At 69.4% G+C, this 20,866-nt stretch carries 19 protein-coding genes; 9 read left to right on the top strand and 10 right to left on the bottom strand.

Annotated elements, in window-relative coordinates:
* Window positions 1-59 precede the first annotated feature (59 nt).
* Window positions 60-860, bottom strand: coding sequence for an inositol monophosphatase family protein (locus tag AB0G20_RS21660; protein ID WP_361304887.1), 801 nt, complete (start codon window positions 858-860; stop codon window positions 60-62).
* 136 nt (window positions 861-996) lie between these two features.
* On the opposite strand from AB0G20_RS21660, the gene AB0G20_RS21655 reads away from it, so the two are divergent.
* Both AB0G20_RS21655 and AB0G20_RS21650 read left to right on the top strand, forming a co-directional pair.
* A complete protein-coding gene (locus AB0G20_RS21655; RefSeq protein ID WP_361304885.1) occupies window positions 997-1,935 on the top strand; it encodes a MerR family transcriptional regulator in 939 nt (312 codons plus the stop codon).
* A gap of 74 nt (window positions 1,936-2,009) precedes the next feature.
* A complete protein-coding gene (locus tag AB0G20_RS21650) occupies window positions 2,010-2,579 on the top strand; it encodes a GNAT family N-acetyltransferase (RefSeq protein ID WP_361304883.1) in 570 nt (189 codons plus the stop codon).
* Between the two features lie 202 nt (window positions 2,580-2,781).
* Here the strand turns inward: AB0G20_RS21650 and AB0G20_RS21645 are convergent, their stop codons facing one another.
* A complete protein-coding gene (locus tag AB0G20_RS21645) occupies window positions 2,782-5,529 on the bottom strand; it encodes a hypothetical protein (RefSeq protein ID WP_361304881.1) in 2,748 nt (915 codons plus the stop codon).
* A 315-nt stretch (window positions 5,530-5,844) separates the two neighbouring features.
* On the bottom strand, window positions 5,845-6,177 hold the full coding sequence (locus AB0G20_RS21640) for a DUF6086 family protein (protein ID WP_361304879.1): 333 nt from the start codon (window positions 6,175-6,177) through the stop codon (window positions 5,845-5,847).
* 20 nt (window positions 6,178-6,197) lie between these two features.
* Here AB0G20_RS21640 and AB0G20_RS21635 point away from each other — a divergent pair, with 20 nt between their 5' ends.
* Window positions 6,198-6,674 (top strand): GNAT family N-acetyltransferase, encoded by a 477-nt coding sequence (locus AB0G20_RS21635; protein ID WP_361304877.1) that lies wholly within the window; start codon window positions 6,198-6,200, stop codon window positions 6,672-6,674.
* A gap of 147 nt (window positions 6,675-6,821) precedes the next feature.
* Here AB0G20_RS21635 and AB0G20_RS21630 read toward each other — a convergent pair whose 3' ends face one another.
* Window positions 6,822-7,262, bottom strand: a complete 441-nt coding sequence (locus tag AB0G20_RS21630; protein WP_361304875.1) for a VOC family protein — start codon at window positions 7,260-7,262, stop codon at window positions 6,822-6,824.
* Between the two features lie 198 nt (window positions 7,263-7,460).
* Window positions 7,461-8,066, bottom strand: a complete 606-nt coding sequence (locus AB0G20_RS21625) for a dihydrofolate reductase family protein (protein ID WP_361304873.1) — start codon at window positions 8,064-8,066, stop codon at window positions 7,461-7,463.
* Between the two features lie 240 nt (window positions 8,067-8,306).
* On the opposite strand from AB0G20_RS21625, the gene AB0G20_RS21620 reads away from it, so the two are divergent.
* Window positions 8,307-8,453, top strand: a complete 147-nt coding sequence (locus AB0G20_RS21620) for a hypothetical protein (protein WP_361304871.1) — start codon at window positions 8,307-8,309, stop codon at window positions 8,451-8,453.
* 154 nt (window positions 8,454-8,607) lie between these two features.
* Here AB0G20_RS21620 and AB0G20_RS21615 read toward each other — a convergent pair whose 3' ends face one another.
* Together AB0G20_RS21615 and AB0G20_RS21610 are read right to left on the bottom strand one after the other, a co-directional pair.
* Window positions 8,608-9,771 carry a glycosyltransferase family 4 protein gene (locus tag AB0G20_RS21615; RefSeq protein ID WP_361304869.1) on the bottom strand — a complete coding sequence of 388 codons (1,164 nt, stop codon included), beginning with the start codon at window positions 9,769-9,771 and terminating at the stop codon, window positions 8,608-8,610.
* Window positions 9,768-10,913, bottom strand: coding sequence for a glycosyltransferase 87 family protein (locus tag AB0G20_RS21610; RefSeq protein ID WP_361304867.1), 1,146 nt, complete (start codon window positions 10,911-10,913; stop codon window positions 9,768-9,770). Before AB0G20_RS21610 ends, AB0G20_RS21615 begins: the two co-directional genes overlap by 4 nt.
* Before the next feature lie 142 nt (window positions 10,914-11,055).
* Here AB0G20_RS21610 and AB0G20_RS21605 point away from each other — a divergent pair, with 142 nt between their 5' ends.
* From AB0G20_RS21605 to AB0G20_RS21590, 4 genes are all read left to right on the top strand, one after another.
* A complete protein-coding gene (locus AB0G20_RS21605) occupies window positions 11,056-12,258 on the top strand; it encodes a histidine kinase (protein WP_361304865.1) in 1,203 nt (400 codons plus the stop codon).
* A gap of 5 nt (window positions 12,259-12,263) precedes the next feature.
* Window positions 12,264-12,947: a response regulator transcription factor gene (locus AB0G20_RS21600; protein WP_361304863.1), complete on the top strand. Its 684-nt coding sequence runs from the start codon at window positions 12,264-12,266 to the stop codon at window positions 12,945-12,947.
* Window positions 12,948-13,523: 576 nt separating this feature from the next.
* Window positions 13,524-14,168 (top strand): hypothetical protein, encoded by a 645-nt coding sequence (locus tag AB0G20_RS21595; protein ID WP_361304861.1) that lies wholly within the window; start codon window positions 13,524-13,526, stop codon window positions 14,166-14,168.
* A 675-nt stretch (window positions 14,169-14,843) separates the two neighbouring features.
* Complete coding sequence (locus AB0G20_RS21590) at window positions 14,844-15,581, top strand: VOC family protein (protein ID WP_361304859.1); 738 nt, start codon at window positions 14,844-14,846, stop codon at window positions 15,579-15,581.
* A 189-nt stretch (window positions 15,582-15,770) separates the two neighbouring features.
* On the opposite strand, the gene AB0G20_RS21585 is transcribed toward AB0G20_RS21590, so the two are convergent.
* On the bottom strand, window positions 15,771-16,364 hold the full coding sequence (locus AB0G20_RS21585) for an isochorismatase family protein (RefSeq protein ID WP_361304857.1): 594 nt from the start codon (window positions 16,362-16,364) through the stop codon (window positions 15,771-15,773).
* A 232-nt stretch (window positions 16,365-16,596) separates the two neighbouring features.
* Here AB0G20_RS21585 and AB0G20_RS21580 point away from each other — a divergent pair, with 232 nt between their 5' ends.
* Window positions 16,597-17,790 (top strand): serine hydrolase domain-containing protein, encoded by a 1,194-nt coding sequence (locus AB0G20_RS21580; protein ID WP_361304855.1) that lies wholly within the window; start codon window positions 16,597-16,599, stop codon window positions 17,788-17,790.
* A gap of 86 nt (window positions 17,791-17,876) precedes the next feature.
* Here AB0G20_RS21580 and AB0G20_RS21575 read toward each other — a convergent pair whose 3' ends face one another.
* Both AB0G20_RS21575 and AB0G20_RS21570 read right to left on the bottom strand, forming a co-directional pair.
* Window positions 17,877-18,530, bottom strand: a complete 654-nt coding sequence (locus AB0G20_RS21575) for a hypothetical protein (RefSeq protein ID WP_361304853.1) — start codon at window positions 18,528-18,530, stop codon at window positions 17,877-17,879.
* Between the two features lie 48 nt (window positions 18,531-18,578).
* Entirely contained in the window at window positions 18,579-20,783 is a 2,205-nt protein-coding gene (locus tag AB0G20_RS21570) for a glycoside hydrolase domain-containing protein (protein WP_361304851.1), read from the bottom strand.
* Between the last annotated feature and the right edge of the window lie 83 nt (window positions 20,784-20,866).

The raw sequence follows: 20,866 nt of genomic DNA, 5'->3' as shown, positions 1-20,866 counted from the left end.
AGACCCGCCTGCAAGCCGCAGCCTGACCCATCCCGGCGAAACCCATGCCGGTCACGCCACTAGCCTCGGCTGCGGATCATCGACATCAGCTGCCCGTGAGTCTCGTCGTCAGCGGCGACCACAAGCCCGCTGCCTGTCTCACCGATCGGGGCACCGTCGATCCCGGTGACAATGCAGCCGGCGGCCCGGCACAAAGCGATGCCGGCGGCGAAGTGCACGCTCCCGGAGAGGTCGCCGCCGTCGGTGACATACGCGGCGCGCTTGCCGGCGGCGACCCAGGCCAGCGCCAGGGTCGTGGACACGACCCGCGGCCGGAAACGCTCGACGAACTCAGGGTGGGCCAGCAGATCCACGGCCCGGAATCCCGGCGCACTCGGGAACGGCGGATCCAGGTTGACGTCCACCAATCGGCTGGCCGGCGTGGGCGTCAGCAGTGCGTCGTCGGCCCCGTAGTGCCGCACCCAGGCGGTCTCCCCGTCGGTGAAGAACACCTCCCCGCTGAACGGATCGGCCACCGCCGCCGCCCCTTCGCGCAGCGACACGTTGACGGCCACCGCCATGTTGCCGACGGCGTAGTTCAGCGTGCCGCACAGGGGGTCCACCAGCCACTGGCGCACTGCGCCGCCGGCGCCCTGGTGCCCGCCTTCCTCGCCGAGCACCGCGTCGTCGCGCCGGGCGGCACGGATGACGTCGAGGATCATCTCCTCGGCCTTCACATCGGCGGCGGTGGCAAAGTCCCCGGCAGCTTTGTCGATGCGGGGGAGCCACTGGCCGTACATGGTGCGGACCACGTCCGCGCCGGCACACGCCCCGGCTATCGCGACCTCAGCATCGTCGGAACTCGTGTATGAGTTGATCACGTCGTGCAGACTATCGAGGCGTAGCTACCGCCCCGGCGAACCTTCCCGGTCAGAGCACTAGGACAGCGTGGTCTGCCTGTGGGTCGCAGGCGAAAGGGCTTGAGTCTCCCGTAGGGGGAGACACAAAGGTGGGGGCATGGACGGCGACACGCTCTACTCGATCGGCGATCTCGCTCGGCGGACCGGTCTCACGGTCAAGACCATTCGGTTCTACTCCGATCGCGGAATCGTGGCGCCGACGGAACGCAACCCTGCGGGCTACCGCTTCTACAGCATCGACGCCGTCGCACGCCTGAACCTCGTGCGGACCCTGCGTGAGCTGGGGCTGGACCTCCCCACGATCCGCAAGGTCGTGGACCGCGAGCTCTCGCTTCCCGAGGTCGCCGCGGCGCACGCCGAAGCTCTGGCAGTGCAGATCCGCGTCCTGCGCCTGCGGCGCGCGGTGCTGACGGCGGTGGCCGAGCGCGGGTCCACACCTGAGGAGACGGAACTCATGCACCGGCTGGCCCAGCTTTCCGAGGACGAACGCCGACGTTTGATCGGCGATTTCCTCGACGCCGTCTTCGGCGGTCCTGACGCCGTCCCCGCATTCGCGGGGGTCATGCGCTCGATGACCCCAGAGTTGCCCGACAACCCGGAGGCGGAGCAGGTCAAGGCGTGGGTGGAGTTGGCCGAAATGTCACTGGACCCGGATTTCCGCGCCGTCGTGCGGCGGATGGCCGAGGACCTAGCAGCCGAGCAGACCCGAAGCGACATGACGGGCCCGCGACGCGACATCGCCGCAGCCGTCCGTGACCAGGTCGGCCCGGCCCTGACCGCCGGCATCGACCCGGCGTCGCCCCAGGCCGATCCGATCGTCGCGGCGTTCACGGCGCACTGCGCTCACCTTCTCGGCCACCCTGACGACGTCGAGCTTCGCCGACGTCTGGCGACGCGGCTGGAGCGTGTGAACGATCCCCGCAGGGAGCGGTACCTCCAGCTGCTCGCAGTGGTCAACGGCTGGCCGGCCCCGGAGAGTCTGGCTCCGGTGTTCGACTGGTCCGTCCAGGCTCTGCGCGTCCGGACACAGCAATGACGGGGCCGTCGCCAGGCGGCATGGGGTGGACGCGGCCGGCGTCGGGTGAAAACGCCGCCGCATATGTTCGGTTGATGGGTGCCCCCATTGCACTTCAGGTGGCCGCTACGCCGGCCTCTCCCGCTCTCGTTCTTCGCCCTTGGCGCACGGAGGACGTTGCCGCATTGGTCGAGGTGAGCCGGGATCCCGCACTGCGCCAGTGGGCGAGCTCTGCCGTGGACAACGATGCCGACGGGGCACGGTGGGTGCAGGCCCAGCAGCAGGGCTGGGCAGCGGGTGACCGGTTCGGCTTCGCCGTCCTTGAGGCACAACCCGGTTCGGTTCGCGGACAGTTGGTGGGCAGCGTGGTCCTCAAGGAAGTCACCTCCGGCAAACCGGCGGCCGAGGTGGGTTACTGGACCGCGGCGCACGCTCGCGGGCGGGGAGTGGCCTCCCGCGCTCTGGAGGCACTCACCAACTGGGCCTTCGACACCTTCGAAGCCGACGGGCTGGAGCGTCTCGAACTCCTGCACCAGGTGGACAACCTGGCATCGTGCCGGGTTGCGCAGAAGAGCCGCTACGACTTCGACACCGTCCTGCCCGCGGCGCCGCCCTCCTTCCCTCGCGACGGCCACCTGCACATACGCAGGCGCAGGAGCACCTGAGATCACCGCGCCTTCTGCTGAGGGGAACATCTCGGCCAGGGCCTTCCAGAAGCCGAGCGCGCCGTCCCCGACGGCCGGCACCTGGGCGCGCATGCCCCGGCGGGGACAGTCGCGTAGCAGGCCCGCCCACGCTTGAGCGCGGGGGCCCGGACAGACCGGACCCCCGCGCAAGAGGGTGCTCACGATCCCTCGTACATCGTGCTTACGGCTTGTCGAGCACCGTCCCCGTCAGCACCGGCCTGTCGGGCAGCGGCTCGGCGTGCCTGTCGGTCAGTGCGAGGCGCATCGACTCGGTCGGCTCGGCCACCTGGTCCTGGACGGTCGGCACGACGAAGTCCACGCTGGTGCTCCCGGGCGGGATGTGCAGCCACACCCACAGGCTCGCGTCGGACAGCGGCCGTTCGGGGTCGGGCACGTCACCGGAGGACTCCTTGAGCCACTGCGGGTCCACGTCCTTGGTGGACAGCTCGGCGCCTTCGGTGGCCGGAAGGACCCGCACCGGCTGGTAGATGTCCACCGCCGTGGGCGTGTCCACGGACAGTCGCCAGGTCAGCGTCTCTCCCTCGGTCACCCGGTCCGTGACCGGCGACAGGGTGATCACCGGCTCGGGGTCGTCGTTCTCGACGGTGAGCCCGCCCCGGTACTTGCCGACGACGGCGTTGCGAACGGCTTTGACGGCGATGTCGTGCTCCACGTCGTCGCCGTAGACCGTGTCGCCCTTCACCGCGACCGGCACGTCGATCGCATCGCTGCCGGACCGTACGGTCACGAGGCGGTTCTCGGCCCGGCCTCCGTCCGGGTCGAGGACGTATACGCGGACCTGCCCGCTGCCGTGTCCGGAGATCTCGACCGGGATCCGGTAGGTGCGGGTGCCCGAGTCGCCCTCCTTGACGATCGTGCGGCCCACGTCGACACGCGGCAGTGCGGCCGCCTTCACCGCCGAAGTGCCGGGCGCCCAGCCCCAGGCGTCCATCAGCCAGGCCCGCCCGGACTGCGAACGGGGCGTCACCTCAAGGGACTTGACATGCTGGAGATCGAGCCCGGCCCGGGTCGCGGCCGACAGCGGGACGCGAAGCTCCTGAGCCCAGTAGGAGGCGGTGTTCGCGGAGCCCGGGAGCCCGTCCACCTTGACCGAGCCCAGCGTCACCCGACGGTTGGAGGAGTCGGTGACGGACACGTCGAACTTCGTGCCGGTCGTGTTCGGCGGTACGAAGACGCGGAGCGCGAGTTTCTGGGAGTCGCGGAGGGAGAGCGGCTCGGTCGGAGCGATACGCGCGGCCGTGCCCGGCGCGGACCACTTCAGGTCCACCGCGCTGCGGCCGGTCTCCTGTTCCGTCTCCCACGACGCGAAGTGCGGTGACGATCCGGGGGTCTCCGGGTCCAGACAGGCCACGGCCGGGTCGGGGTCGATCGCCGAACACATCCTGGCGCCGGTCACCTTCGCCCCGCCGTCCGGCAGGAAACCACCGGCGCGGCGGCCGCCGACCGCGTGGGTCAGCACCCGGGCCGGGTCCGCGGACGGGGCCCGCTTGCCGGAACCGTCGAGCAGCGGACGCACCCGGTCGTCTCCGGCGAGGAAGAGCCGGGCCGCGGCGGCGATGTACGTGGCGCCCGCCTTGTGCTGCTGGGCGGCGGTCAGCCGGGTCGCGGCACCCGGCGTGCACACCGGGTCCGCCGGCTGTTCCGGGTCGGTCCTGAAGTCGTCCTCGGCCGGTGCGACGGCCTCGCCCGGGGTCCACTCGCTGTTGAAGTAGTTGTGGTTGGCTCCGACCATGTAGACCGCGCTGTGCAGTGCCGTGCCCCGGCTGATCCCGCGCGTCCCGTCGACGAACTCCTGGCCCTGCAGGTCCGACACGTCGCCGTCGCAGCCCGGCAACAGTGCCACGGACGGCACGTCGGCTACTGGATTCTGGCCGAAGATCGTCGGTCCGATGAGCACGGTCCCGCGCACCTTCCAGCGCACCGGGCCCCGGTAACCGTCCTCGGCGGCCGGCGGCGGGTAGAGGCTGTCCATGGCGGCCCGATTGACGCCCTCGCCACCGCGCGAGTGGCCGACGAGCAGGACACGGGAGAGGTCCGCCTTCGCCGCCTCGCGTACGACGGCCGGGGCGGAGGAGCGACGGGCGGTCCAGTCGGCCCAGCGGGCGAGGTGCTGTCGTACCAGCGAGGAACGCGCCTGCGCGCCGGCGTCCTCGGCCTCCCAGTCCTGGGCGTTGATGCCGTTCGCCGAGATCGACACCGTCACATAGCCCTGGGAGGCGAGCAGTTGCTGGTCGCGCAGATAGCCCAGGTGGCTCGGGATCGGCTTGTAGCCGTCCGCACAGGGCCAGTCGCCGGTCACGTCGTCCTCGGAGCCCGGCTTGTAGCAGGTGCCGTGGCGGCCGTGCAGGAACAGCGCGAGCGGCCGGCTGCCGGTGGCACCCTTCGGCGCCACCACCTTGGCGGTCATCTCCACCGGGGTGTCGAACCCGGGCAGGGGCACCGGGTCGAGGTCGTACTTTCCGGCGACCGTGCGGTACGAGCCGGGTTTGCCCGGATCAACGCCGTTCGCCGGCGCCTGCGCCGGCATCCTTGCCACGCGCGAGCCGGACCTGTGCGTGTCGTCGGCCGCCGCGTCCAGCCGCCGCCCCGCGGCCGTCACTTGAAGGTTCGTCAGCTGCGCGGGCCGCATCTCGCCGAGGGCGAGCCGGAAGGTCCGCCCGTCCCTCGCCGGCTTCGGCACCCCGAGCAGCCGGTCCCCGGTACGGAACTCGACCCGCGCATCCCCGATGGGCACGACCTTCGGTGCACGCCAGAGCAGCTCACGCGCCCCGCCTTCCCCGCCGATCCGCCACCCCGGCGGAAGTGGGTTGTCGTCCGTCGTGCTCAACAGCCCCGATGTGTACGGCTGTTCAGCCTGGGCCAGTCCGGGCGAGCCCGCCAGGGCCGCCAGCACCGCCAGGGCGGTCACGCATATTCGCCGGGCACGGATCAATGATCCTCTCCTCAAACCCCTGTGCGCAGACGTCCCGTCGGTCCCGGGCGCCTCTCGCGTCACCTAGGACCGGGGAGGGGCGACTGTGGGTTGTTTGTGAGGAGACGCCGAAGCGGGCGAGCGATGTGATCAAGCCAGTGCAGCTGATCGCTCTCCGATACGTCGCCGCGCAGCACGCTGGTCGCCAGTCCCTCGTCTGAGAGGGCGTCTCGGTCGGGGGCGGGCAAGAGGTTGAATGGCAAGCCGTTCCAGGGTGTTGGGTCGGCAAGGAGCGGTCTTGGGCGCACCGGCTCAGCGGGCCATCCAGCGGTCCATCTCTCGCACCCGCGTGTCCAGCGCGGTGACGACGGCGGCTGACGGGGTCCGAGGGCTGCCGGGAACTCGCACGTCGCGCTGGACGCCACCACACACAGCGCCGGGCCCGGAGTCGGGCATCTCCACCTCGACGCCCGCGCGCCGCGCGAGTGCGACCGCAGTCGCCACGAGACTCTCGGAGAGCGCGAGGATCACGGAGTGCCCCGTCCGGCAGTGCCGTGCGACCAGGCCTCGCGTGAACTCCGCGTACACGGCCGGATCGACCCCGCAACGATCACGCTCCTCAATAGGCGAGCGCCGACCACCCATACGCTGCCACGATGCACCCCATGGGTGTCGAGAACCTCAGCGGGCTTCAAGTGGACCGCGCGGATCCATTGGACTGGGACGCGTTAGCCAAGATCGATTCCGTCGCGGCAGCAGGCGACCAAGCCCGACGGGGCAGCATCCGGCGCTGGTGCGAACAGGGTGTGGTCCTTGCGGCCCGAGACTCATCCGGGCCTGTGGGTTACAGCGTGCTGGAGTACAGCTTCTTCGAACAGGGCTTCGTCACCATGCTGATGGTCGCCCCCAATGCCCGCCGACGAGGCGTGGGAGCACATCTCCTCACGGCCGTTGAGACCGTCTGCACCACCGCGAAGCTGTTCACCTCGACCAACGTCTCCAACGCCCCCATGCAACATCTGTTGCGACGCGGCGGCTGGCGCCCGGTCGGTCTGCTCCACGGCCTCGACGAGGGAGATCCCGAACTCTTCTACCTTTGCCCAAGTTCTCGGCTCCGCGACGCCCCAGGCACCGGAGGTTGAACGACGAGCTCAGATGTGTCTCACCTACTGGTGCCCTCGTTTCGGGAGCTTGCGGCGGGTCACATCACGGGCCAGCAGCTTCTGGCTGATCGGGCGGTCCAGAACCTTCGATGATCTCGCTCGGCTGCATGGTCCGGTTTCTCCTTCTCAGTGCAGCTGCTCGGCCAGTCCGACGATGATGCCCTCCGGGCCGCGGACGTAGCAGAGCAGATAGCTGTCCTCGAACCGGGCGATCTCGCCGATGAGTTCGGCGCCGTGAGGGCGCAGGCGGGCAACGGTGTCCTTGATGTCGTCGACGGCGAACATGACGCGGTGCGTGCCCAGGATGTTGTGCGGCCGGTTGCGCGGTCCGGCGCTGATCGCCGCGGGGCTGCGGTACTTCGCCAGCTCGAGCCGGCTGTGACCATCCGGGGTCCGGAGCATCGCGATGTCACAGCGGACGCCGTCGAGTCCGGTGCACTGGTCGGCGACGAGGCCCCCGACCTCCGCCCTGCCCTCCAGCTCCATACCGAGTTCCACGAAGAACCCGATGGCGGCGTCCAAGTCCTCGACGACGATGCCGACGTTGTCCATCCGCTGAATCGCCATGCTGGTTTCTCCTTCTTCCTCGTGCGGCCGGTGGTGGCCGCTGATGTCCCTGGGACGGAGCCGGTGACACGTTCTCGACATCCTCAGACCGACGAACTCCGAAAATCTGGATCGCGATCAGCCGGCCAAGAAGGCGGCGGCGAAGACCACGAAGCAGGCCGCGGCCAAGAAGACCTCCGGGAGCGGGCCGCGCAGCGCCTAGTAGCTGTCGTAGCTGGGCTTACCGTTCGGCCGATAGACGCCGACGATGGTGCCGCCCTTCGTCGTCGAGACGCTGACCGGCTCCAGCGCAGCGGGGATCGCCCCGTCGGCGAACAGCCGCTTGCCAGTGCCGATGATCACCGGATGGATGGTCAGCCGGTACTCGTCGACAAGGCCGTGCCGCATGAGGGTCTGGGCGAGGTCGCCGCTGCCGACGACGTTGATGTTGCCGCCGTCGGACGCCTTCAGCTTGCGTACGGCATCGACGATGTCGCCTTCCAGCAGCGTGGAGTTCTGCCACTCGACGGACGTCAGGGTCCGAGACGCCACGTACTTGTGCATGCTGTTCATCCGATGGGTGAACGGGTTGTCGGGATCGGCGGTCGGCCAGTACGACGCGAAGATCTCGTACGTCTTGCGGCCGAGCAGCATCGCCTCGGAGTGCTCGTACCAACCGGCGATGGCCGCGCCGACCTCGTCGTCGGACACCGGTTTCTGCCAGCCCCCGTGCTCGAAGCCGCTCTCGGCGTCCTCGTCCGGACCGCCCGGCGCCTGCATGACGCCGTCCAGCGTCAGGAACGTGCAAACGATGATCTCGCGCATGGTGCGCTCCCTTCGTCGAAGGGTAGACCGCACAACCGCCGGAAACTCATCGACGGGACTTCCGAGGCACAGGGCTGCAGTGATTGGCTGCCGGGCGACTGCTCCCTGCTCGACGGGGCTGCCAGTGGTCGACGTGGAAGGCAGCCCGGCATCCCCGAAGGCGCGCACCAGACGACCCTGGAGACCCTTCTCAGCACCTGGCACGCAACCCTGCGGCTGTGCCAGTTCGACGTCCAGCCGATGGTCAAGCTGTACGGCACCGCCTTCGGCCTCTCCGACGAAGACCTGAACACCGCCGCCAAGCAGTACAACGAACTGCTTGCCTCCTTCGCCGCCTGCCCGCACTCTCACGACGGGAGACCTGTATCGGCGGCGGCCGTGTCGTGAAACAGCGACCGCTCGTCGCCCAGCGCCGTCGGCTCGGGCGGCTCGGCGGAGCTGGAATTGCAGCGTGAGCGCGTCCGCCGGACCCGGCTCCTGATCTCCACCCGGGTCCGGTCTTCGAATCGCACGGCACAGGTCAGGACCGGCTTGCGCTCACTCACCCTCCTGTTCCGGCTGAATGGAGCAGCCCCGCCAGAGTTGCGTAGGAGCGGTCCCAGGTCCATTCCGTCTGCACCCAGTGGCGGCCCTTCTCGCCCATCTCGTTGGAGAGTTCGGGGTTGCGGAGGAGTCTGGTCAGGCGGTCCGCCGTCGCCGCCACCGAGTGGCCGTCGACGACGTATCCGGTCTCGCCGTCGCGTACCGCGTCGGGGGCGCCGCCCGAGTCGCCTGCCAGGACGGGGAGCCCGGATGCGGCGGCCTCCAGGTAGACGATGCCCAGGCCCTCCACCTCCAGGCCGCGTCGTCGGGTGCGGCAGGGCATGGCGAAGGCGTCGGCGGCAGCGTAGAAGGTGGGGAGCGCGTGGTGGGGGTGGCCGCCCGCGAAGACGACCGAGTCCACGACGCCTTCGGTCAGGGCAAGTTGGCGCAGTACGGGGGCGTAAGGGCCGTCACCGACCAGGAGGAGCGTGGCGTCCGGGACCGCCCTGCGGATCCAGGGCAGCGCCCTGATCAGGGTGTCCTGGCCCTTGCGCGGGACCAGCCGGGCCGCGCACAGGATGACCGGGCGGCGGCCCAGGCCGTAGCGGGCCCGCACCGGGCCGCCGTCCATCGAGGGATGAAAGGCCGTGGTGTCCACTCCGGGGACCAGACGTGCGGTGCGGGTTCCGGGAGCGAGGGCCGCCTCGATCGGCCGACGGGTGCTGGCGCCCAGCCAGGTCAGGGCGTCGGCATCCGTGCCGATGCGGCGCAGCAGGACCCTGGCCCCGGGGGTGCGGGCCCACCACACCTCATGGCCGTGCGTGGTGGCGACGGTGGTTCGGATGTCCGTCGTCTGCCGCAGTCGTCCCGCCATCAGGCCGAGCGGCGCCGCCGCGCCGAACCACACCCGGTCGCAGCCGTACCGCCGGGCCACGGCTGCGGCGTGCGCGGTGGCCCGGGGGGTGGGCAGGAGGGTGCGTACCCGGTGGCGGATCACCGGGTACGGAAAGGACTCGTCGGGGGCCGACTCCGCCGTGGCCGGGCTCGGCGTCGAGGTGAAGACGACCACCTCGTCGGGCGGGAAACGGTCAGCCAGTTCACGGACGAACGTCTCGATGCCGCCCTGCCTGGGCGGGAAGTCATTGGTGACGATCAGTGTGCGAGGGCGGGAGTTGTTCGTCATACGAGGGTCTTCTCCCTGGAAGGGGCGACAGGGGTGACAGTGGTGCTGCCGCGCCGCGGCATCCGGTACGCCAGCGCCCCGAGCACCAGCGGATAGACCAGGTAGCCGAAACGGGTCGCGGGCATCAGGGTCATCGCCAGGCCCAAACCGAGCGCGAGCCGGGCGGCGGCCGCCCGTGCCGTCCTCGGCGGCCGCACCACCAGCGACACCGCGATCAGCAGTGCGCTCACCGCGAGGAGCGCGAGCGCGATGACCCTGCCGTCAGGGACGTACGTCGCGAGCAGATGGCCGGGCAGCGGGCTCGCGGCCGGCGAGGTGGTGTCGGTGAGGCCCAGCGGGAAGGCGATGACGCTCCGGTAGAAGCCGGAGGGGCCGGCGAGGGCGAAGGGCAGCACCGCCGCCGTCGCGGTGGACAGGGCCACGGCGGCGTACCGCAGCGCGGGTCGGCCGCCCCGGCGTACCGCGATCAGCGCCAGCGCCACGGGGAGCGCGGGCCACGCCGTCCACTTGAGCGCGGCGGCGGCGCCGAGCACCAGCCCCGCGCGGCCCGGCCGCGCCTGCCCGGCGAGTACGACGCCGAGACACATCAGGCCGACGACCGGAAGGTCGATCCCGCCCACCGAGAGGGGCAGCGCGACCAAAGGGCAGGCGAGCAGCCAGGCTCGGTGCAGGCCTGCCGCGGCGAGGGCCGCCACGAATGTGCCGCCCAGCCACCAGCGCGCGTCCCCGGGTAGCACACCGAAGAGCGCCATCCCTGGCAGGTAGGGGTTGAAGTCGGCGACGGCCGTAGGGTCGGCGACGTACGGGCTGCCAGTCGTGAGCAGCAACTGCCCCGACCGCTCGACGACCGTGACCTCCAACTGCCCGAGCCCGGCCGTCACCAGCGAGACGAGCGGCACCAGGACGGCCCCCGCCACCGCGACCACCCGGGCGGCGGGGCGGGAGCGCGCACCGCACGCCAGGACCGCCGCGACCGCGTAGCCCGCCCCCGCCACCACCCCCCACACCCGATGCGGCCCCAGATCCGAAACCACGGCGAGCCCTAGCGCGACGACCGCGCAACCGGCCCAGGCGTACCGCTCGTACCGCTCGTGACGTACGTACTGGATGTGTCGCACGTACCGTTCAAGGCTCTTCGTCATGTCCGTCGACGGTAGGAATCCGCAGGTCGCAGGGCGTCAACCGAGGCTCCGGACCTGGGAATCAACCCGTGGTATGACATCCGACCGCAGGCTCAACCCGTGCGGCGACGCGCGCACCCGCGCCGGCACGGACCATGGATGTATGAGGACGCCCCTTCAGCAGCGGTTCCGCGCCTGGATCGCCACGCCCGCCTACCCCTGGGTCACCGGCGGTGCCCTGACCGTCGGTGCCGTGACGGAGCTGATCGTCTTTCGCGGATCCGTGACCACCACGATCGGGGTCCTCGTCTCCTCCGCCTCGCTCATGTGGCGGCGGTCGTTCCCGCCCGTCGCGGTGCTCACGGTCGCCGCGGGGCTGCTCGGCTTCGCCGGGGACATCAACCTGTACGTCTCGATCATGGCGAGCGGGCTGATCGGCTGCTACACCCTGGGCCGAAACCGGGTGCTGCACCCCGCGGTGACCGTCGCGGGCGCCGCGCTCGGGGCCCTGTGCGTGAACCTGGTGCACATCAACACCTGGTCGCGGATGGACCTGCCGGTGCCCGCGCTCTGGGAGAAGGGCTCGCTCAGTCTGTTCGCCGAGTCGTTCCTGCTGACCGTGGTCATCTTCGGGGCCGTGATGATGGGTGACGCGGTACGTTCCCGGGAGGAGACCCGCAAAGAACGGGACCTGGCTCAGGCCCAGTTGATCGCCATGGAGCGGCAGCAGGCTGCCGAGGCCGAGCGGGCCGCCATCGCCCGTGAGCTGCACGACATCGTCTCGCATTCGGTGTCCATGATCGCCGTGCAGGCGGAGAGCGCCACGTACACCACCCCCGGGCTCACCCCCGAGGCCCGCGACGGCTTCCAGCAGATCGCCGGCACGGCCCGCTCCTCGATGGCCGAACTGCGCCGCCTCCTCGGTGTCCTTCGCACCCCCCAGGGCCAGGAGAACGCGGCCCTCACCGCCCCCCAGCCGACCCTCGACCATCTCGCCGAACTGGTCGAGCAGCACCGGGCGGTGGGCGGTGAAGCCGAGCTGAGGGTCACCGGGGAGTGGGTGTCGCTGCCCGCCGCGTGGGAGCTGTCCGCCTACCGGATCACCCAGGAGGCGCTGACCAACGCGCGCAAGCACGCGCCCGGCGCCCGTACCGTCGTGGAGATCGACTACGGTGCCGACCGGCTGCTCACGCTGCGCATCCACGACGACGGCCCGGGCCCGGGTTCCGGTCCTGGCTCCGGCGCGGGCCATGGCCTGACCGGGATGCGGGAGCGGGCGGCCCTGGTCGGCGGTCGGCTCAGCGCGGGGGCGGGCCCGGATGGAGGTTTCCTGGTGGAGGCGGAGCTTCCCTGGGGGACCGGGTGATCGGCATGGAGAGGGAGTTGGGTGTGATCAGGGCACTGGTCGCCGACGATCAGGCGGTCGTCCGTACGGGCTTTGTGAACCTCCTCAACACTCAGGAGGACATCGAGGTCGTGGGCGAGGCCGAGGACGGTGTGCAGGCGGTACGCATCGCCGCCGAGACCCGGCCCGATCTCGCGCTCCTCGACATCCGGATGCCGCACAAGAACGGCATCGAGGCGGCCCGCGAGATCCTGGCCGGGTCCGGGGGCACGACGAAGGTCCTGATGCTGACGACCTTCGGCCTCGACGAGTACGTGTACGACGCGCTCGCGGCCGGGGCGGGCGGCTTTCTGCTCAAGGACGCGACCTTCCCCGAACTGCTGCACGCGGTGCGGGTGGTGGCGGGCGGGAATGCGCTGCTCTCCCCGGAGATCACCAAGCGGGTGATCGGTGAGTTCGTGCATGCGCGGGCTTCTCGGCTTCCGGTTCACTCCGTGGGGGAGCTCACGGCGCGTGAGGCCGAGGTGCTCACCTTGATCGCTCGGGGGCTGTCCAATGCGGAGATCGCGAGCCGGCTCACGATCACGGATCACACCGTGAAGACCCATATCAACCGGCTGTTCGCGAAGCTGGAGCTGCGGGATCGGGCGCAGGCCGTGATCGTGGCTTACGAGTTGGGGCTGGTGCGGGTGGGAGGCGGGGGCGGCTGAGGGATCCTTTGCCTGGTTTGTGTTGGCGGTTGCGGCGGTGCGGTACCAGCCGCCGACCGTAACGGTTCCGCCGTACGGTGGAACGGTGGCCGCGAGCGCGTAACCGGCCGAGGAGCCGATGACCAGAGCCACCGGCCCAGCCCTCTGCCACGCCGGCGCACTCGGGGCATGCCTACTAGACGCTGCGAACGCGACTTCCTGCCCTTCACCGGCGTCGCCTGCTTGCCAGCCAGGGGGTGGCGTAGTCGGGGTCGATGGCCGGCACACCGCCGGGCGCCTCAACCTGGGCGGAGGCGGTGCCGCTACGGTGACGGGAGACGGACGAGATCTTCTGGCAGCTTCCTCTGCCGCAGGCACCAACACATGCCTGCACACTGCCTCGTAGCCACTCGACATCGCACCCCTGAGGCCGACGCAGAGCAAAAGAGGCCACATGGCGGGAACAACAGGCTCCACCAGTCCGTACCATCTCTCACCAAGGCGTCTTGCAGCACAAGCGACGTTCCACCAGGCCCCGATTCCCCCAGACAGGCATCACCCGCAGCACGCCTCCAACGCAAAGGAAGGGTCAGCCCCATGCCCGAGACAACAACTCACGCCACCGAACTGGCATCGCAGTACATCGCCCAGGTGACAGGCGACCTCGAGGCAAACCTCAAGGAGCAGGAACGTATCGGTGCGGAGATCGCCTCCCTGCAAGAGCAGCTTGCCGCTCTGCAGCACGATCACAGCGTGCTGGTAAGCATGCAGCAGGCACTCGGCATCACACAGGCGCCGACCGAGTCTGCGGCCGAGTCCAAGAGTGGCATGGTGCCTTCCCCACGACGGAAGAAGGCCGGCTCGCCGGGTAGCGGAAAGCAGAAGGCACGCAAGTCCGCTGCATCCACTGCCGCGCCAGTGAAGAAGGCAGCCAGGAAGCCCGCGGCCAGTAGGACGGACAGCGTCAAGGCAGCCGCGCCCACACTGGTCGAGCTCATTCGCCAACACCTCACCGAGCAGAAGGAACCGCGCTCCGCTGCGGAGATCTCCACAGCGCTCGGCGAGGCCCACCCGGATCGCGAGATCGCACCCAAGGTCGTGCGCGTCACGCTCGAGGGACTCGTGGCCAAGAGCCAGGCCGAGCGCTCCAAGCAGGGCAGGTCCGTCTTCTACACCGCGCCGGCCGCAGAGCCGACGGCTGCGCCCGAGGCCGAGGCACCGCGCGAACCCACTGATAGCTGACGGTGCAGGAGGCGCTGCCCAGCTCTGTGAGCAGAGCCGCTACCGGTCCGGGCGGAGTCAGCTCTGCAGGGCTTCAGCCGAACGATCTCCCCCCAGGGGTATCAGAAGGCCTGGATACCTTCGCTGTCTCAGCAGCGGAAGGAAAGCGGCCGGCGGCTTCGGTGGGGTGTGACCCCATCGTCGGCGTCCCAGGACGTCGTGGACGGCTGCTGCGCCTTCTGAGCGTAGTTGGTCGGTGCCGGACCACGGATTCGGCATCGATCTGCCGCCGCGCGATCAGTGCCCGAACGAAACCGGTCTTGCCCGAGGCCGGTGGCCCGACGAGGACGACGAGTCCGACCAGCACCCGGATCAGCCCCTCGTCGACGGACTCGGGAGCGTCAGTCACCGTGCGGGGCCGCTCGCGGGTGGAGGCCGCGGGCGCAGTCCAGCCCTTGCCCAGGTTCCGGACGTACCAGTCCAACCAGGTGCCATCCTCGGCGCAGACACGCTCGCGATAGGATCGAGACACTCGGTATCGACCAGGGAAGGGCCAGGCATGATCAGCCTGTGATGGCATCCCGTGTCGACGAAGCCCCCCTCCCCCGCAGCCAACTCGCATTCGCCTGAGCCATGTACCAGCAGGAGAACTGAATTCGCAGGCCCGCCCGAGGGAAGATCACTAAAGTACGCGGCATGACGCTGCAACTTGTTCAGGTGAACTTCAAGGCCCGGGACGACTCGGCGCTCGGCCAGTTCTGGGCGGAGGCGCTCGGCTGGGGTGTCTCCAGCGAAGGGCCCGGCGTCACCAACCTGGAACCCGTGGGCTTCGACTGGCCGGACCCGTCCGCCGTCTGCATCGATCTCGTCCGCGTCCCGGACCCGGAGACGGTGAAGTACCGCGTGCACATCGAGCTCGCCACCACCTCCGATGCCCATCAGGCGGAGCTGGTCGCACGTCTGAAGGAGCTCGGAGCGACGCCCCACGATGCGGGCCAGGGCGACACGCCGTGGACGGTGATGGCCGACCCGGAAGGCAACGTGTTCAGCGTCCTGGAGCCCCGGGAGCTCTACCGCGACACCGGGCCGATTGCCGCCGTGGTCGTCGACTGCACCGACCCACGGGCCATGGTCCGGTTCTGGGGCGAGGCGATCGACTGGACCGTCCACGAACTGACCGACGACCGCGCCCTGCTCCGCTCGGTCAAGGGCGTCGGGCCGTACCTGGAGTTCCGCCGCACGCCCGACGACGAGGTCGTATGGAACCGTGTCCATCTCGACGTGATGTCCGACCCCGTCGAGGATCAGGCGAGGGAGGTCGCCCGGCTCGAAGACCTCGGCGCGATCCGGGCCGACGTGGGTCAGGGTGACGTCTCCTGGGTCGTCCTGGCAGACCCGGAGGGCAACGAGTTCTGCGTCCTGGGCCGAGGCTGACGCGGAACTCCGTCCGGCCTCCATGGCGGTGGGGCAGTGCACGGCACCGGGCCCCGCCCACCCCGACCGCCAACCCACGACAGCCTGACCCACATACGACAGGCGAGCCCTACAGTGCGCCCTGTCGCTGATCCTCGGCGGCAGGGTGCACCACAGCCCGGTCCGGTCCCGCCGGGCCTGGTGCGGGGTCTACTGCGGGACGGGTGCCTGGCCGGATACGGCGATACCTGCCTGGTGGAAGTCGTCCACGGCCGCGGCCGTCGTGTCCGGGGCGACTCCGACGGAGTAGTCCAGGCGTACGCGTGCGCGGAAGCCGGCCTTCACTGCGTCCAGCGCGGTGGCACGCACGCAGTGGTCCGTGGCGATGCCCACCACGTCGACTTCCTCCACCCCACGGGCGCGCAGCCAGTCCGCGAGGGGGGTTCCTTCTTCGTCTGCTCCTTCGAAGCCGCTCTTTGAGGCGCTGTGGGCGCCTTTGAAGAAGACTGCGTCGACCTTTCCGCCGGTGACGGCAGGGGCGAAATGGGGGTGGAACTCGCCGCCCTCGCCTCCCGCCACGCAGTGGACGGGGAAACTGTCCTTGAAGTCCGGGGTCTGGGAGAAGTGACCTCCCGGGTCGATGTGATGGTCGCGGGTGGCGACGACGTACTGGTAGTCACGGCCCGCGCTCTGCTCCACCAGGTCGGCGATCTTGGTCGCGATCCGCGCGCCACCCGCCACGGGGATACTGCCTCCTTCACAGAAGTCGTTCTGCACATCCACGACGATCAAGCCTCGGCTCACCACGGCCACCCTTCATCACGACGGAAAAGCCCCCCGCTTTCTACCGGCTCCGCACGCCCCCGGGGGACATAAGCGGCTGGGCTCACCCGCATGGCCCAGGAGCTTCACCGCAGGAACGATTCGCAGCACCCGCCGAAGACCTACCGTGCAGGGACGGGTCAGGGTGTCATCGGGGATCGATCCGGGATGAACCCCGATGCTCGGGCGCGTGTCCGCTGACAGAGTGAAGTGCATGACTTCAACGCGCATGTCACGGAGGGCTTTTGCGGGCGCCGCCCTATTAGGGACGGCCGCGCTGGCCACCACCGCAGCGCTGCCCGCGCACCGCGCTTACGCCTCGTCCGCACTGCTCCCGGCGTTGGATCCTCCTGCCCTGCGGGCGGCGATCGACGACCTGGAGCACCCGCCGTCGACCGCGGCGCAGCTGCGAGTCGGCGGCACGGCCGGTCACTGGTGCGGCACATCGGGCGTCGCCGACATCAGCACACGGCGCCCGGTGACGGCACGTCACAAAGTCCGGATCGGCAGCATCACCAAGGCCTTCGTCGCCACGGTGGTGCTGCAGCTGGTAGCGGAGGGCCGGGTCGACCTGGACGCGCCGGTGCAGCGCCTCCTGCCGGAACTGTTGCCGGCCCGCTTCGCGGCTGTCACCGTGGCACACCTGCTGAACCACACCAGCGGACTGCCCGACCACGTCGGCATCCCGCAGCCGGACACCGCGGAAGAGGTGTTCCGCCACCGCTTCGACCACTGGACGCCGCAGGAGTGGGTGGCGACGGCGACGCACGGGCCGCTGAAGTTCGCCCCGGGCACCCGGCAGGAGTACCGCGGCATCAACTACGTACTGGCCGCCCTGATCGTCGACAAGGTGACCGGCCGCTCCTACGGGGAGGCCGTCACGGCCCGCATCCTGCGTCCGCTAGGCCTGGCGGGCACCGAGGTGCCCGGCAACGACCCGCGCATTCACGGCCGGCACGTGCACGGCTACCTGCGGATGGCCGACGGCAGCCTGCGGGACATCACTTCCTACGACCAGTCGTCCTCCCGCGGCGAGGGCGACATGATCTCCACCACGAGCGATGTCGACCGGATGCTCGCCGCGCTGTTCTCTGGCGAGTTGCTCCCGCCTGAGCTGCTTCAGCTGATGTTCAGCCTGCCGCCGAACGACGTGCGCATGCTGGACGGCTCCCCGGCCCGCTACAGCACCGGCCTGCAGCAGGCCACCGTCAACGGCGTCACGCTCTGGGGCAAGACCGGTGAGACGTACGGGTACAAGAACGCCGCGTTCTCCACTCGTGACCAGCGGCGCCGCTTCGTGCTCGCGTACCATCCGACGACCGCCCGCAACGGCGAGGAGAGCCAGATGATCGCTCGGGTCGCCGACCTGCTCACCCGCAGCCCGACCGCTGAAGGTTCGGCGTCCTAGGCGTATACCGGAGAGCGAAGGGATGCTCCGCGGAAGAGCGTTGGTTGGCGGGTACGCGCTGGGACTAAAAGGCGCGCCGTGCCGCGTCAGGCGCCCAGGCCGAGGGTCCCCGCCCCCCGGCCGGGTTTGTCCTCCCAGCCGCGGATCCTGGCCGCGAGCCGCTTCAAGCGCGCGTCCGAGGGGGGCACGTCGATCTGGAAGTGGGACTCGTTCGGGCGGCGGAAGTCTCCGCCCCAGGCCACCACGTCCTTGCATTCCTTGAGGATGTCGCGGACCGTGGCCAGTTGGTGGGGGAAGAGACCACCCTTGGCGCCCTCCGGGTACCAGGTCGGGCGGATCGCGACCGCGGTCCCCGAGGCGTGGTTGGTCGCGTAGCCCTTCAGTGTGCCGTCCGCCGGGCGGAAGCCGATCACCTCACCGTCAACGAGCGTGTCGATCTCGTAGTGGTAGCGGCGGATGACATGTACGAGCACGGTGGCCGCCTCGCCGATGCGCAGGGCCACGGAAACCGAACTGCCCGGCACCTGACGGGTCCAGATGGCTCCCGAGGTGTCGGCCTTCGGTTCCATCGGCCAGCCGTTGGCGCTGGTGGGGGGCTTGGGCGAGCTGCCTGCGGCCGGTCGCGTGGACGCGGACGCCGGTGTGGGGACCGCGAGCGTAGTGAAGCCCGCCGCCGCGGTCAGGCCGAGGCCGGTGCGCAGTACGCGACGGCGCGGCGGGTGTGGGGATGAGGTGGTCATGCCCGTCCTGTCTGAGAGTGTGGACTGCGGTGGGTGGTGATCGGTGCGTCACAGGCCGCGCAGGGGCGCGTTGTACTTTTCGAACACCAGGTGAAGGCCGAGCATTGCGCGGCCGTAGTTCTGGGCTCTCTCGTCGGTGCCGTTGTAGCGGGCCAGCGTGAGGCGGGTGTGCTCCTCGCTGGTCGACATGGACGGCTGGGGAACGCCGACGTCGGCGGCTCCCTCGATCAGGACCGTGGGCAGGGTGCTGATGTTGTAGTTGTGGTCGTTGTGCAGTTGCTGCCATACGTTCCACAGATCGTTCTCGTTGGCGGGGTCCATGATGGTGCCGCCGATCAGGCCGGCCCGGATGCAGTGGTTGCGGCCGCGGATGGCGGTGGCGGCGAAGATCTGTCCGAGACCGGTGCTGGCGTCGTTCTTGGTACTCAGTCCGGTCCCGTCGTAATGGTCGATGACCGCCTCGTCACCGACGACATCCAGGGTGTTGTACATACGTATCTCCCACAGCAGCGGGCTCTGGATGATGGCCTTGCGCATCCTGAAGGTGCGCGCGAGCCGGGTGACCAGCCCGTCGAAGCTCATCAGGAGGTCGAACGCCTGCGTGGTCGACCGGTAAGTGAGCGCCTGGGCGCCCTGGTTGCCGCCCTCCTCCGGCACGCCCATGTGGTTGAGGAGATACGCCTGGACGTCCGCGAGCAGGGCGTTCCGTCTGGACATGTCCATACTGACGTCCAGGTCTGCGGTGATCTGCTGGGGGTTGTAGGTGTTCTGGCCGACGTCACGGCCGGACACGATGTTGTTGTCGATCTCGATCAGGCCGCTGCCCGCTCCCACCGAGATCGTGGAGATCTGGTCGAAGGCCCAGTCGTTGGGCAGCGGATAGCCGAGGTTCCCGGAGAATCCTGTGGACATGTCGCAGACGAAGCTGGCCGAGGTGTATCCCGCAGCGGCGACGCGGCTGCATACGTTGCGGGGTCCGTAAATGCCCGTCAGGTACCCCTGGCCGTGCTCGTTCATGACGTCCCGGATCGCACGGAAGTGCGGAAGGATGTTGTCGGTGACCTCGTAGTCGAGCGCGTCGAAGTCCACGGCGAAGTAGATACGTGTGCCTGGTTTGAAGCCGTAGTGTTTGGCCCGCTCAATGGCGGCGAAGGCGTCGGCGATTCCCTGCTCGCGGCGGAAGTAGGCCGCCTCCCCACCCCAGGTCTGGTAGATCGGAAAGCAGCTCAGACCGTAAGCGGCCATCCGGCCCAGCTCACCGGACTTGATCTTCTTGTCGAGAGAGGTGTTGGGGACGTTCGACAGGTAGCGGCCCACGATCTGGTACCCCGCGTCCCTGAGCGCCACCGCCCGCGCGTCGGTGACCTCGGTGACGCAGTCGGCCGCGGTCCCCTTTCGGGTGGCGTCACCGGTGGACACCAGCAGCGAGGCCCAGGTCTGGAAGTCCCCGCGGCCGGTGACCGGGAGCTTCGCGAAGTTCTGGAAGCTGCGTACGCGTGTCGCCAGGTCGGCGTCGAATTGGCTGGTGAAGAACACCCCGCCACGTTTGTTGAAGATCATGGCAGCGGTGAAGAGACTCACCCACGTGCCCGACGAGCCCTCCGAGAGGGGGTTGTTCCTGATGCCCTGCTGAGTGCCGGGGCCGAAGACCCCGTTCGCGACGTCGTCGCTCATGCCGATCTCGTACTGGATCGCAAACATCAGTGCCTTCTGCACGTCCCGTGAGAAGTGACCGTCGCACGGCACGATGAAGAAGTTTCGACGTCCGACGTAGCGGCCGTTCATCCACTGCTGTACCGCGCGGGTCAGCTCGCTGCCGCCCTCGGTGACGACGTAGGCGTCCATGGTCAGCAACGCCTTGAACACCTTGGGCGTCACACCATCCGCAAGGGTGCCGTCGACGCCCATGTTCTGCGTCAGCTCGCGGACCGCCGCCGCGACGGAGCCGTTGTAGGTGCCGTCGATGCCGCCGCCGTCGTAGCCCTTGCAGTACAGCGCAGACTGCACGATCTTGAGGATCTTCTCGTGCCGGGTGCCCGCGTTGATGACGGGGTGGCGGGACTGGAGGGTGGCGAGCGTCGTCGGGCCGAAGCTGTCGGACAGGGCGGCGATGCCCAGCTCGTGCTGGAGCGCCCGGGTCAGCGCGAACATGACGGCCCAACCGGTGCGGCCGTTCTCCTCCACCTTCGGGATTCCGGCGACGTTGTAGGAGTTGATGAATCTCTGTGCCTCGATGACCATTTGATCGGCCATGCTGTGTCCTTTCACACGCGCCCATGGGCGGCTCTGTGGGGTGTGCGGCTGCGCGCCTTGCAGTGCGGGCGGGAACGGACCGG

It is taken from the genome of Streptomyces sp. NPDC024017, assembly GCF_040638895.1.
Lineage (GTDB): Bacteria > Actinomycetota > Actinomycetes > Streptomycetales > Streptomycetaceae > Streptomyces.
Note: the sequence above shows the minus strand (reverse complement) of the source record. Positions and strands in the feature narration are given on the sequence as shown.